The 12,821-nt window shown below is 62.5% G+C and carries 15 protein-coding genes and 2 pseudogenes; 15 read left to right on the top strand and 2 right to left on the bottom strand.

Annotated features, from left to right (window positions below):
* Positions 1-142 precede the first annotated feature (142 nt).
* The 3 genes from EGI20_RS13410 to cls are packed head-to-tail and all read left to right on the top strand — an operon-like array spanning position 143 to position 3,617.
* Positions 143-1,234, top strand: a complete 1,092-nt coding sequence (locus tag EGI20_RS13410) for an ABC transporter permease (protein WP_124736241.1) — start codon at positions 143-145, stop codon at positions 1,232-1,234.
* Positions 1,231-2,115: an ABC transporter permease gene (locus EGI20_RS13415; protein WP_498632073.1), complete on the top strand. Its 885-nt coding sequence runs from the start codon at positions 1,231-1,233 to the stop codon at positions 2,113-2,115. Before EGI20_RS13410 ends, EGI20_RS13415 begins: the two co-directional genes overlap by 4 nt.
* A 56-nt stretch (positions 2,116-2,171) precedes the next feature.
* Complete coding sequence (gene cls, locus EGI20_RS13420; RefSeq protein WP_498632075.1) at positions 2,172-3,617, top strand: cardiolipin synthase; 1,446 nt, start codon at positions 2,172-2,174, stop codon at positions 3,615-3,617.
* Between the two features lie 12 nt (positions 3,618-3,629).
* Here the strand turns inward: cls and EGI20_RS13425 are convergent, their stop codons facing one another.
* Together EGI20_RS13425 and EGI20_RS13430 are read right to left on the bottom strand one after the other, a co-directional pair.
* Positions 3,630-3,815, bottom strand: a complete 186-nt coding sequence (locus EGI20_RS13425) for a hypothetical protein (protein ID WP_124736238.1) — start codon at positions 3,813-3,815, stop codon at positions 3,630-3,632.
* A gap of 144 nt (positions 3,816-3,959) precedes the next feature.
* Entirely contained in the window at positions 3,960-4,562 is a 603-nt protein-coding gene (locus tag EGI20_RS13430; RefSeq protein ID WP_498632077.1) for a UPF0149 family protein, read from the bottom strand.
* Positions 4,563-4,752: 190 nt separating this feature from the next.
* Between EGI20_RS13430 and EGI20_RS13435 the strand changes: the two genes are divergently transcribed.
* The 12 genes and pseudogenes from EGI20_RS13435 (at position 4,753) to EGI20_RS13490 (ending at position 12,469) form a co-directional block, all read left to right on the top strand.
* Entirely contained in the window at positions 4,753-4,932 is a 180-nt protein-coding gene (locus EGI20_RS13435) for a DUF3460 family protein (protein WP_124736236.1), read from the top strand.
* A gap of 59 nt (positions 4,933-4,991) precedes the next feature.
* On the top strand, positions 4,992-5,657 hold the full coding sequence (locus tag EGI20_RS13440; RefSeq protein WP_498632078.1) for a class I SAM-dependent methyltransferase: 666 nt from the start codon (positions 4,992-4,994) through the stop codon (positions 5,655-5,657).
* A gap of 52 nt (positions 5,658-5,709) precedes the next feature.
* Positions 5,710-6,114 (top strand): biopolymer transporter ExbD, encoded by a 405-nt coding sequence (locus tag EGI20_RS13445; protein WP_124736234.1) that lies wholly within the window; start codon positions 5,710-5,712, stop codon positions 6,112-6,114.
* Positions 6,115-6,120: 6 nt separating this feature from the next.
* Positions 6,121-6,948, top strand: a complete 828-nt coding sequence (locus tag EGI20_RS13450) for an energy transducer TonB (protein WP_498632079.1) — start codon at positions 6,121-6,123, stop codon at positions 6,946-6,948.
* Between the two features lie 11 nt (positions 6,949-6,959).
* Entirely contained in the window at positions 6,960-8,237 is a 1,278-nt protein-coding gene (gene tolB, locus EGI20_RS13455; protein ID WP_498632080.1) for a Tol-Pal system beta propeller repeat protein TolB, read from the top strand.
* 37 nt (positions 8,238-8,274) lie between these two features.
* A complete protein-coding gene (pal, locus tag EGI20_RS13460) occupies positions 8,275-8,799 on the top strand; it encodes a peptidoglycan-associated lipoprotein Pal (RefSeq protein ID WP_124736231.1) in 525 nt (174 codons plus the stop codon).
* A 100-nt stretch (positions 8,800-8,899) separates the two neighbouring features.
* Positions 8,900-9,346, top strand: coding sequence for a hypothetical protein (locus EGI20_RS13465; RefSeq protein ID WP_498632082.1), 447 nt, complete (start codon positions 8,900-8,902; stop codon positions 9,344-9,346).
* Between the two features lie 40 nt (positions 9,347-9,386).
* Positions 9,387-10,127 (top strand): tol-pal system protein YbgF, encoded by a 741-nt coding sequence (ybgF, locus tag EGI20_RS13470; protein ID WP_498632083.1) that lies wholly within the window; start codon positions 9,387-9,389, stop codon positions 10,125-10,127.
* A 154-nt stretch (positions 10,128-10,281) separates the two neighbouring features.
* A pseudogene (locus EGI20_RS13475) lies at positions 10,282-10,794 on the top strand (ATP-grasp domain-containing protein); the annotation flags it as partial.
* A gap of 87 nt (positions 10,795-10,881) precedes the next feature.
* Positions 10,882-11,076 (top strand): annotated as a pseudogene (locus EGI20_RS13480) (5-(carboxyamino)imidazole ribonucleotide synthase); the annotation flags it as partial.
* A 51-nt stretch (positions 11,077-11,127) separates the two neighbouring features.
* Positions 11,128-12,165: a sodium-dependent bicarbonate transport family permease gene (locus tag EGI20_RS13485; protein WP_498632085.1), complete on the top strand. Its 1,038-nt coding sequence runs from the start codon at positions 11,128-11,130 to the stop codon at positions 12,163-12,165.
* Position 12,166: 1 nt separating this feature from the next.
* Positions 12,167-12,469 carry a P-II family nitrogen regulator gene (locus tag EGI20_RS13490; protein WP_124736224.1) on the top strand — a complete coding sequence of 101 codons (303 nt, stop codon included), beginning with the start codon at positions 12,167-12,169 and terminating at the stop codon, positions 12,467-12,469.
* Positions 12,470-12,821 lie beyond the last annotated feature (352 nt).

Genomic DNA, 12,821 nt, shown 5'->3' on the forward strand with positions numbered 1-12,821 from the left:
GAGCTGGACGAGCTCTTTATGATCTGCGACCGCATCGCGGTGCTGGCCGATGGCCGTCTGTCGCCGGCGATTGCCACGGCTGACGCCAGTGTGGAATTGATAGGCCGCTGGATGAGCGGCGACTTTAGCGAGAAGGACAGCCATGTTCCAGCTTGAAACCCGCCCTGTGCCCTCGGCGACCATGCGCCTGCTGTCGCCGCTGATTGCCGCGCTCTTGATGCTGGCCTCCGGCTTTGTGCTGTTTACTCTTTTGGGTCAGCCGGCACTCAAGGCGTTTTATGTGTTTTTCGTGCAGCCGTTGACCACGCTTTACGGCGTGGGCGAGTGGCTGCTCAAGGCGACGCCGCTGTTGCTGTGCTCGCTGGGCCTGTTGATCGCCTACCGCGCCAATGTGTGGAATATCGGCGCCGAAGGCCAGTTGGTGATGGGCGCGATTGCCGGCGGTGGTGTGGCGCTGGCTTTTCCCGATGTCAGCGCATCGTGGCTCATGCCGGCCATGCTGGTGGCCGGTGTCGCAGGCGGTATGGCGTGGGCGGCATTGCCGGCCTTGCTGCGTACCCGTTTTCACACTAACGAGATTCTGGTCAGCCTGATGCTGGTGTATGTGGCCGGGCTGGGGCTGCGCTTTCTGGTCAATGGCCCGTGGCGTGACCCGGAAGGCTTCAATTTTCCGCAGTCGCGCATGTTCCACGAAGCCGCCATTTTGCCGCTCTTGCATCCCGAGATGCGGGTCACCGTTGCCGGCGTGCTGGCGCTCATGCTGGTTGGGCTGATCTGGCTGTTTTTAAGCAAGAGCTGGCTGGGCTTTCGCCTGACGGTGGCCGGGCAGGCGCCGGCGGCGGCGCGCTATGCCGGCTTTGGCGAGCGGCGCAATGTCTGGATCGCCATGCTGATTTCCGGCGGTTTTGCCGGGCTTGCCGGTGTGGCTGAAGTGGCGGGGCCGCTGGGGCAGTTGCAGCCTTCGGTGTCGCCCGGCTACGGTTTTGCCGCGATTATTGTCGCCTTTGTCGGCCGCCTTAATCCGCTTGGCGCCTTGCTGGCCAGCCTGCTGATGTCGCTTCTGTATCTGGGGGGAGAGACCGCGCAGATGGAGCTGGGTTTGCCGGCTGCCATCACCGGTTTGTTCCAGGGTCTGTTGCTGTTTTATCTTCTGGCCGCCGATCTGTTTATCCATTACCGCGTGCGCCGTAGCGAGCGCGCCCCTGCTGCCGTACTCAAGGAGGCGACCCGATGAATGAAGGCCTGATTCTGGCGCTGCTCTTGTCCACCGCCAGTGCTGCAACCCCCTTGATGCTGGCTGCGCTGGGCGAGCTGGTGACCGAGCGCAGCGGTGTGCTTAATCTGGGGGTCGAAGGCATGATGCTGGTTGGTGCCGTGGCTGCTTTTGCCACCATGAGCCATAGTGGCAGCCCGCTTTTGGCATTCGGCGTTGCCATGCTCTCCGGCTGCGCCCTGTCCTTGCTGTTTGGCGTGCTGACCCTGCATCTGATGACCAACCAGGTGGCGACCGGTCTGGCATTGACCCTGTTCGGCGTCGGTCTGGCGGCTTTTGTCGGCCAGCCTTATGTGGGCGGCGTGGTCAAAGGGGTCGAGCCACTGTTGTTCGGTCTCGACCCGATAACGCTGCTGGCTTTTGTGCTGTGTGGCGGCCTGTGGTGGTTTCTGAACAAGAGCCGAGCCGGCCTGCTGTTGCGTGCGGTCGGGGAAAAGCCGGCGGTGGCTGACGCCATTGGCTATCCGGTGCGCCGCATCCGCTATCTTGCCGTGCTGTTCGGCGGGGCGATGGCGGGTCTGGGCGGCGCTTTCCTGTCGCTGGTGAATACGCCGATGTGGGTGGAGGGCATGACGGCCGGGCGCGGCTGGATCGCGCTGGCGCTGGTGGTGTTTGCCACCTGGCGTCCGGAGCGGGTGTTGCTGGGGGCGTGGCTGTTTGGCGGCATGACCGTATTGCAGTTTCATGCGCAGGCGCTGGGTCTGGCCATTCCGTCCGAGTTTTTGTCCATGCTGCCTTATCTGGCGACTATTGCCGTGCTGGTGCTGATCTGCCGCAATCCGCGCACCATCTTGCTCAACCAGCCCTTGTCGCTGGGCAAGTCCTATCATCCTGACCGCTAGCGGCAGCCCCTGTGCTCCAGCACTAGACTTGCTGTAGCCAAGACAAGGAGCGGAGTATGGAAGACTGGAGCTGGATCAGCATCGCCATCATTGTGCTGGACGCATTTTTGGTGGTCGGTGTGGCGCTGCGGGTGATGCTGACGCGCCATCCGCCCGGCTCCAGTTTTGCCTGGATACTGGTGACGCTGGCCGTGCCTTTTGGCGGCTTTGTCCTGTATCTGCTGGTGGGCGAGCGACCGATCGGGCGCTCGCGGCGCGAGCGGGTGCAGGATTTTACCCTGCGCTTTCGCGGCTGGCAGTTGCCAGGCTCTGCCCCTTTGCTGGCGGGGAGCGAGGCTAGCCGCGATTTTGAAGCCATGGCGGTATTGGCCGAACGCATCACCCATCTGCCTGCGCGCGCAGGAAATGCGCTGACGCTGATGAGCGAGACGCGGGCCATTTTGCATGCGCTGGCCTGCGACATTGCTACGGCGCACACCAGCGTGGATCTGGCGTTTTATATCTGGAACGCAGGCGGCGAGGCCGATGAAGTCGAGGCGGCGCTGGCGGCGGCAGCCGCGCGCGGCGTGCGCTGCCGTGTGTTGCTGGATGCCATGGGTTCCAAGGTCTATCTGGCCGGGCCGGGGGCTGCGCGCTTGCGTGCCGCCGGTGTTAGGGTCGAGGCGGCGATGACGGTCAGGGCATGGCAGATGCCGTTTGTGCGTGCCGATTTGCGCCTGCACCGCAAGATTGCGCTGATTGACGACAGTGCCGGTTATACCGGCAGTCTCAATCTGGTCGACCCGCGTTACTTCAAGCAGGACGCCGGAGTGGGCGAGTGGGTGGATGCCATGGTGCGCATCGCCGGGCCGGCGCTGGATGGTTTGCGGGCGGTATTCGCCTATGACTGGATGCTGCAGACCGGCGAGCCGCCGCTTGGCGCTCTGGCGGCGCAGGCAGAGGCCGGAGCGCCGCTGTCGGTGGTGCAGGTGGTGCCCTCGGGGCCGGGTTTTGATCGCGGCGTCAATCTGCGGCTGATTCTGGAGGCGGTCAACCGTGCCCACTCCCGCCTGCTGCTGACCACACCCTACTTTGTGCCGGGCGACGCCTTGTCGCTGGCGCTGCAAAATGCGGCACTGCGCGGGGTGGAAGTGCGCTTGTTGCTGCCGGAAAAGAACGACTCGCGTCTGGTGCAATACGCCAGCCGCTGGTACTTCGACGATCTGCTGGCGGCCGGTGTGCGGGTCATGCAGTACCGTGGCGGACTTTTGCACACCAAAAGCATCACCGTGGATGACACCCTGTCCCTGTTCGGTACCGTCAACCTCGATACGCGCAGCCTGCATCTGAACTTCGAACTGATGCTGCTGGTGCTGGACGAGAGTTTTACCCGCGCGCTGGTGGCCTTGCAGCAGTCGTATGAGGCGGATGCCGTCTTGCTTGATGCCGCGGCCTGGCGGCAGCGCGGTATGGCGGCACGGCTGAAGGAAGGCATGTCCAATCTGGTGTCGCCGCTGCTGTAGCGCGGCGGGTGTTTACAGCAAGGGGCTGTTGAGCCGGGCCTGCAGCAGCTGGGCCTTGGCGTCGGCGAGTGCTTGCAGTAACTCCTGCCCCAGGCGCGACAGCGCCTCGGGCGTCTGCAGGGCAGGGTCGCTAGGCAGGTCATAGCAGAAATGTGCCTCGCTAATCAGATTGCGCAGGCCTTGAATCGAATATTGCATGAGTTTGGAAATGCCGGAATGCTTGAGAAAGCAAACCATTCTGGCAGAACGCCGCGTATCCGGTATTGACCATGCACAAACTTTCCCGCCTTGGCCGTGCCCAAACCCATGTTTTTATCCACAAACCGCCTGTTTCCAGACTTTTTATCCACAGCACTTCTTGAATTTTTTGCCCGAGCCGCAGGGGCAGGGATCATTGCGGCTGATCTTGCTATCGACGCGGCGTTGCGGTTCTTGCGGTGCGCGTGCCGGATGGCCGTGCTGCCAGAAGGTATGGATCTTGGCCAGCGCCGCGCTGCTTTTGGCTGCATCGGCGGGTGTCGCCGGCTGCAAGAGCGGCTGGAACCAGGCCGGATGCTCGCTCATCAGCCGCGCCCATTCGGTGCGGGCAAAGCCCATGGCCAGATAAAAGCCCTTGCCCCAGTCATCGGCACTGGCCGTCGCATCTTCGGCAAACAGGGGCAGGAAGCCGGCCGGGTCGCTGGCAAACTGCGCGGAAACTTCGTTGTTGCAGGCAATCAGGCTGCCCAGTATCGCGTTGGCCTCGTCCATGCTGTCGAACACCGGCGCCTGTTTGCCGTGTTCGTGATCCCACACCCGGGCAAACCACAGGGATGGCGCCACCGTCGACGGCCCGATGACCAGTGCCGCGAGATAGCCTTCCAGCATCGCCATATTCATGGCGCGCCCCTCGTGCTCGGGATGGACGAGAAAATCGGCCAGCATCTGGCGTTCGGTCGGGGTCATGCGGTGTCCTTGCGGGGGTAGATGGCTGCGCATTTTAGCCCAGAGCCTGCCGGCGTGCTCAAACGCTGCGCGCAGCCTGCGTCGTGCCTTGACCCAAGGCTGTCGCAAGCATGCAACCCTCTGCTCTGGTGTCATGTTGCAGCGCGGGTTTTCGGTTACAATCCGCGCACAACAAACGGAGAACAACAAGATGTACCAATCCGAATTTACCCGCTTTATGAACGGCTTTCTGGCCGAGCATCCAGAAGTCGATACCGAGCGCCGTGAACTGCGTCTGACCTGGTGGGATCGCGAGCAGAATCCGGACGATGCGCGTCGCTGGAAAGAGGCGCGTGTGCCGCAAAAGCCTTACGTTTACCAGCCGGATTGAACGGCGCATGATTTCAGTCAAACGCCCGTTGCGGGCGTTTCGTTTTTTGTGAGCAAGTTATGACCAGCCGAACCTTGGCGCTTGACGAACCCCTGCACGACTACCTGCTGGCCATCGGCGTCAGCGAGCATCCGGTATTGCGCGAACTGCGCGACGCCACCGCCAGCCTGCGCTTTGCCAAGATGCAGATCGCCCCCGAACAGGGGCAGTTTATGGGCTGGCTGGCGCGTTTGACCGGCGTGCGCCGCTATCTGGAAATCGGCGTTTTTACCGGTTACAGCACGCTGGCGGTGGCTTTGTCCATGCCTGACGACGGGCGTGTGGTGGCGTGTGATGTGCGCGCCGACTTTACCGCCATCGGGCGAGCGCATTGGGAAAAGGCCGGCGTCGCCGATCGTATCGATTTGCGGCTGGGGCTGGCGCTGGATACCCTGAAAGGCTTGCTGGACGAGGGGCGCGCGGGCGAATTTGATCTTGCCTTTATCGATGCCGACAAGCCGTCTTACCCTGCGTATCTGGATGCCTGTGCGCGACTGGTACGCAAGGGCGGCATTATCGCAGTGGACAATATCTTCCTGTCCGGCCGGGTGGTGACGCCACAGGCGGATGACCCGCCTAGCGTGCAGCTGATGCACGACTTCAATGCTGCGCTTAAGCAGGATCCCCGTTTTGATCTGTGCGTCTTGCCCTTGGGCGATGGTGTAACCTTATTGATTCGTCGTTGAACTTTGTTTAACCGGATGCAGTCTTTATAAAACTACTGTCGAAGCTATCCTCATGCTGAATCGCAAACCCCGCCGTCTCGTCAATCAGATGAATGTGGTGCCGTATATCGATGTGATGCTGGTGCTGCTGGTGATCTTTATGGTGACCGCCCCCATGTTTACGCCCGGCGTAATCGACGTACCCAGCGTCAGCCGTGCAGCGCAGGTCGAGCAATCTCCGGTCGAGGTGCAGTATGACGCGACGGGGCGCTATGCCTGGGCTCTGGATGGCAAGACCCATGCGGTGGATTCGCTGGACGCGCTGGTGGCGGCCATCTTGCCGCTGACAACGGGTGGCCGGCCGGTGGCGATTTCGGCCGACCAGAATGCCAAGTACAGCGATGTGGTGAAGATTGCCGACCGTCTGTATCAGGACGGCATCACCCGCGTGGCGCTGACCGTGCGTCAGGGGCAGTAGCGCGTGATGCATGACATGAATAAGGGCTGGCGCAGCCGCGGATTGGGGCTGTCCGTCCTGCTGCATGTGGGGGTGCTGGCGGCGCTTTTGCTGCGTATGGCACCGGATGCGGTGGTGCCGGCTGAAGTGCCCTTGTCGGTGGAGCTATGGGCCGGCGGCGGCAGCGGCAAGGCGCCAAGTGTGGCACCGCCTGTCGTGCCCAAGCACGCGCCGCCTGCACCGGTGACGCCTGCCAAAGTTGTCACGCCACCAGCACCGACGCCGTCGTTTGATGCCGAGGTGAAGCTGGCGGCAGCCAAAGACAAGCCTAAGCCTGAACCCGCCAAGCCGGTGCCGGCCAAGCCTGAACCCAAGCCTGAACCCAAGCCGCAGCCGCAGGCTGGCAAGCCGCCCGCCAAGCCTGCCCCCGCGGCCAAGCCGGCTGCCAAACATGGCAATGTGGCCGATGATTTTCTTGGCGATTTGGGCGGTCCGGCCGGTAGCGGTCAGGGCAGCGTGACGCAAAAAGGTGGCAAGAGCGGCATCGTCGGTGGCTCGGCCCAGGGCCGGGCGGGCGCGGATGCGGGCTATCTGGACAAGGTGCGCGGGCGTATCCGTCCTTATGTGATGGTGCCGCCCGGCATGAGCGGCAATCCCGAGGCCGTGCTTAAGGTCAGTCTGCTGCCGACGCTGGAAGTCCGCGCCGTGGCGCTGGTGAAATCCAGCGGTAACGCCGCTTACGACCGTGCGGTGCAGGACGCGGTCTGGCAGGCACGTACCTTCCCGCCTTTGCCTGCTGGTGCCCGTTTTGCCGATTTTCGCGAATACACGCTGAAGTTCCGCCCGCATGATTGAAGGATAAAACGATGATAAAGCGCATACGACTGACCCTGACCCTGCTGGCGTGTCTGGCTCCGGCGCTGGCACAGGCCGAGCTGACGGTGGATATTGTCGGCGGCGGTGCCAACCGCTATCCGCTGGCGGTGCCGGCCTTGGCCGGTGAAGCGGGTGGCCAGGTGGTGACGACAGTGGTGAAGCAGGATCTGGCGTTGACCGGTCTGGTCAATATCATCAACCCACCCAACCCGGCCATGACGGTCGCTACGCCTAACGCGGTCAATGTCGCGACCTGGCGCGCGCTCAGTGCCAATGCGGTGCTGGCCGGCAGTGTGAGCCCGGGCGAGGGCGGCAACAGCCGGGTGACGTTTTATCTGGAACAGCTCGCGCCGAAAAAGACGCTGGCGCAGGGCGAATTTGATGTGCCGCCTGCCGCCTTGCGTGAAGTCGGCCATCAGATCGCCGATCAGGTCTATCAGGCGCTATTTGGCGAAAAGAGCTTCTTCAATAGCCGCATCGCCTATGTGCTGAAGCAGGGGCGCACCAGCTATCAGCTGCAGGTGGCCGATGTGGCCGGCCAGCAGGCGCGTACCATTCTGCGCTCGAAAGAGCCGATCATTTCGCCGGCGTGGAGCCCGGATGGGCGCAAGCTGGCTTATGTCTCGTTTGAAACCCAGAAGCCGGTGGTGTGGGTGCAGGATCTGGTTTCGGGCCAGCGTAAAATGGTTGCCAACTTCAAGGGCAGCAATTCGGCACCGGCGTGGAGCCCGGATGGCAGCCGTCTGGCGGTGGTGCTGACCTCCAGCGGCAATTCGCAGATTTATTTGCTGGACGCCAATGGCGGTGCGCCGCGCCGCCTGACCCAGAGCGACGCCATCGATACCGAGCCCGATTTCAGCCCCGATGGCAGCCAGATCGTCTTTACCTCGGACCGCGCCGGCGGCCCGCAGATCTATCTGCAGCCGGTTGCTGGTGGCGCGGCGAAGCGCATCAGTTGGCAGGGTGCATACAATGTGTCGCCGCGCTTTGCGCCGGATGGCAAGTCCGTCACCTATATGCGCCGCGAGGGTGGGCGTTTCCGCGTGGTGGTGCAGGATCTGGCCACGGGCGACGCGCGCGTAGTCAGTGACGAGAGTTTTGGCGAGTCGCCCAGCTTTGCGCCCAATGGCCGCATGGTGCTGTTTGCCAGCGAGCAGGGCGGGCGTAGTGTGCTGTGGGCCAGCTCGCCCGACGGCACCAGCAAGGTGCGGCTCGGCGTGATAGACGGAGAAGTTCAGGATCCCGCTTGGGGCCCATTCAACCCGTGAGGCGTGTTTTGTTTTTCCTCACATTCAGGAGAGTTTCATGTTCAAACGTGTCTTGATGGCTTCTGCCGTGGTATCCCTGTTTGCCGCCTGCTCCAGCACCCAGCCGCCGGCGGCTGTTGTGGCCGAGCCGGCCCAGCCGGTTGTGGTTGCGCCTGTTGCACCGGTGGTTGACGCCCAGGCTGCGGCGCAGGCTGCCGCTCAGGCCCGCATGCAGGCCGAGCGTACCCGCCTGGCCGGTGAAAGCATCTACTTCGACTTCGACTCCAATGCAGTCAAGGCTGATCAGCAAGCCAAGGTGGCCGCCCACGCCGAATTCCTCAAGCAGAATGCCCAGCAAAAAGTGCAGATTCAGGGTAATACCGATGCCCGCGGCAGCCGCGAGTACAACCTGGGTCTGGGCCAGCGCCGCGCCGAAAGCGTGAAGCAGTCGCTGGAAGTGCTGGGCGTGAAAGATGCCCAGCTCGAAGCAGTCAGCTATGGCAAGGAAAAACCGCGTGCCGAAGGCTCGAGCCCGGCTGACTATGCCGAAAACCGTCGCGCCGATGTGTCTTACGGCCAATAAGGTCTGAGTGCCGGGCTCCGGCAGTGTTGTTGGCTGCCTTTGCCTATGCTGGATAAAACACCGTCAGCTGTTGGCGGGGTTTTATCCACAGGAGCACGCCATGTCTAGCCGTATCTTGCTGTCTGCAGGCTTTACCGCCTTGCTTTTAGGCTGTACCACCGCGCCCCCTGCCCATGAGGAGCTGGAACCTGTGCCTCCCCGGCCGAATCTGGCGCTGATGGGGCCGGGGCCGGTGCTGGGGTTTAGCGCGCCGCAGTATTGCCCGGGCGCGCCATTACGCATGATTTACTATCCGTTTACCGATGCCGAGCGCGTCAAGCTGCAGGCGCACGCCGATTGCCTGAAGCATCACCCCAAGGTACAGGTATTGCTGCGCGCCCATGGCGCGGGCACAAGTGCCGAAATCGGCCAGCGCCTCGATGCTGCCTCCGCCGCGCTGGGGCAGGCGGGTGTCGCACCCGCGCAGTGGCAGCGTGACAGCCTGGTGGCCCGCCCTGAGGGCAAGGCGGCGGTAGAAGTCGTGTATCCTGAGGCAAAACCCGATTGATGAGCCGGCAGAAGCCGGCCCCGTTTTAGCCGGAGAAACCATGTTTGCAAGCCGTATGACCCTGCTGTCCTGTTCATTGCTGCTGGGGGCATGTGCCAGTACCTCGGATCTGGAACAGACCCGCGCCCAGCTGGATCAGGTCAACCGCCAGGCCACCGCACGCCTCTCCCAGATCGAGTCGCGCATCAGTAACGAGCGCCTGCTGGAAATGGTCAGCCGGGTGGACGGCATGCAGGCCGAGGTCGCCAAGCTGCGCGGCGACAACGAGATGCTGCAGTACAAGATCGGCGTGCTGGAAAAGCGCCAGAATGATCTGTATGCCGACATCGACCAGCGTCTGGGCCGTTTCGAAGGCGGGCGCAGTACCGAGCCGGCAAGCAGTAATGCCGCAGCGCCGGCGGAAAGCGTCGACGCGGTCCAGCAGGCGTTCGATCAGGCGCTGTCACCGCTACGCAAACGCGACTTTGCCCAGGCCGTGGTTGCACTGAAAGCCTTTGCCGACAGCAACCCCAATGCACCGCAGGCGCTGGACGCCACCTACTGGCGCGGCGTCGCCCATACCGCCTTGCGTCAATACGATGCGGCCATCGACATCCAGCGCCGCTTCGCCGATGAAAACCCGCGCCACCCCAAGGCACCGGATGCACTGCGCAATGTGGCCAATGCCCAGCGCGAGCTGGAGCAGGTCGACCAGGCGCGCATCACGCTGAAAAAGCTGATCAAGCTCTACCCGAACTCGGATGCCGCCGCCAAGGCCAAGCAGCAGCTGACGACGATGTGAGGCGCGGGGAGTAGGGAGTAGGGCGCGGCACTCACTACTCCCCACTCCCGTTCTTCTTCATCCATCCTTTCATGTCGAAATAATAAAGTGTTCCGGCCTGCATCCCTGATCAGGTAAAATTGCCCACTTCCTCTTTGCACGGGCATAAAGCGCCATGATCGAAGTCGGCATCGTAATGGGTAGTAATAGTGATTGGGACGTGATGCAGAACGCCGCTCGCGTACTCAAGGAATTCGGGGTCGCATTCGAGACGCGCGTAGTCTCCGCCCACCGTACGCCCGACCTGTTGTTCAGTTATGCCGAACAGGCCGAGGCGCGTGCCGCCTTCGCCGACCTGGGCGTCGCCTGCGTGCTAGAGAAGATGCTGGACCTCAAGCTTGAGGTGTCGGCCATCGTTACCCGTACCAGCGCCAGCCAGATGGCGGTATTCCCGCTGGCGGAAAACCGCCACGCGAACGGTATCCTCGATGTGTCCATCGTGCCGGCGCGCATTGCTGCCGGCTTGGCGGCATCCGCGCAAACGATGGCGCAGCGTCTGGCTGACGAACTGGATTACGTTGGCGTGCTGGCCGTCGAATTCTTTGTGCTGGGCGACGACACGCTGGTGGTCAACGAGATCGCGCCGCGTCCGCACAATTCCGGCCACTACACGCTGACCGCCTGCGTCACCGACCAGTTCCAGCAGCAAGTGCGCGCGCTATGCGGCCTGTTGCCGGGTTCGACCGAACTGATGACCCCGGTCGTCATGGTCAACCTGTTGGGCGATGTGTGGGGCGAAGATGGCAGCGAGCCCAAGTGGAATGTGCTGGCCGAGGCGCCGAATGCGCAGCTTTATCTGTACGGCAAGCGCGAGGCGCGCAAGGGCCGCAAGATGGGCCACTTCAACGTGATGGCAGCTACGGCCGACGCGGCGCTGGAGCAGGCCGAGGCGCTGAAAGACACACTCTGATTCATCAGGCGAAGCCATAAGGCTTCGCCTTTTCTTTATCTGGAAAAATTCATGACCGGCATCACCACCACCCATCTCAATAGCCTGAAAAAAATCTACTCCGGCAAGGTGCGCGACCTGTACGAAATCGACGACAAGCGCATCCTGATGATTGCCACCGACCGTCTGTCGGCGTTCGATGTGATTCTGGATGATCCGATTCCGGCCAAGGGCCAGATACTGACCGCGATCTCCAACTTCTGGTTCGACAAACTGAAAGACGTGGTGCCCAACCATCTGACCGGCGACAAGCCGGAAGACATGGTGTCGGCCGAGGATTTGCCGCAGGTAGAAGGCCGTGCCGTGGTGGCGCTGGGTGTGGCGCTCACCATCCTGGCGTTTGCCTTGCTGCGCTTCAAGCTGGCCCGTGCCGATGCGGCCTCGATCGCGGCGCACTACGGCTCGGTCAGTGTGGTGACTTTTGCCGTAGGCACCAGCTTTCTGGCGCGTCAGGGCGTGTCTTACGAGCCGCAGCTGACGTTGTTTCTCGCGGTGATGGAGATGCCGGCGCTGATTGTCGGGGTGATGCTGGCGCGCGTCGGTGGCGGGCATCGGGTGGCCTGGGGACGGCTGGCGCATGAGGTGCTGCTGGGCAAGAGTGTGGTCTTGCTCGCTGGTGGCCTGCTTATCGGCTGGATCGCGGGTGAGAGCGGCATCAAGAGCCTGTCGCCCTTGTATTTCGACCTGTTCAAGCCGGTGTTGTCGCTGTTCCTGCTGGAAATGGGCCTGATTACCGCCAGCCGTCTGGGCGAGTTGCGCCGTTCGGGTCTGTTTATCGGGGCCTTTGCCCTGCTGGTGCCCTTGCTGTTTTCGCTGCTGGGACTGGGGGTCGCTTCATTGTTGGGACTGTCTGTCGGCGGAGCTTTTCTCTTGGCCGTGCTGGCAGCGTCGTCCAGTTATATTGCCGCGCCAGCGGCCATGCGTATCGCGGTGCCCGAGGCCAATCCGGCACTCTCGCTGGCGGCCAGTCTGGGCCTGACCTTTCCGTTTAACCTGCTCGCCGGCATCCCGCTTTACTGGGCTGTGACGTGCTATTTCTGGGGCGCATAAGATGGATTACCACCCTAAAAAGCTGCTGACCATTGTGTGTGAAGCCGTGCTGGAAGCGCCATTGACGCGCGACATCCAGCGTCTGGGCGCGCAGGGCTATACCGTGATCGATGCGCGCGGCGGCGGCCATTACGGCGTGAAGCGGGCGGCATGGAGCTTCGACCGCAATATCCGCGTCGAGGTGATTTGCGATGCGGAGGTGGCCGATGCCATCGCCACCCATGTCGCCGCACGCTATGCCCCGGATTATGGCCTGGTGTTGTATGTCGGCGACGTTGGCGTGATGCGACCTGGGCTTTTCTGAGGCTATGTCCCACACAAGTTGGCGCTCGCTGTCCGCGATGAGCGACGCTTATGCGTCAGCAGCCCAACCCCGTTTGCCGCGCGGAAGCGGCAAGCTCAAATATGTCCGCGCAGCGGACACAAAACCCGAAATCAAAGTCACCAACTTACAACTGGAACATCGCCTTTTCCAAGGCGGGCTTATTCAGGCCGGTATGATGTGCTCGACGCTGCCATCCAGTGCCATCAGATAGCACTCCACCTCTAGCGCCGGGTGCTGTTTGGTAATGCTGTTGCGCAGTGCCATCAGCGTTTCGGCGTGCACCTCGGTTTCTTTTTCCGGCATCTTGCCGAAATCCTCTCCTTTCACCACC

This window comes from Aquitalea sp. S1-19 (assembly GCF_024343515.1).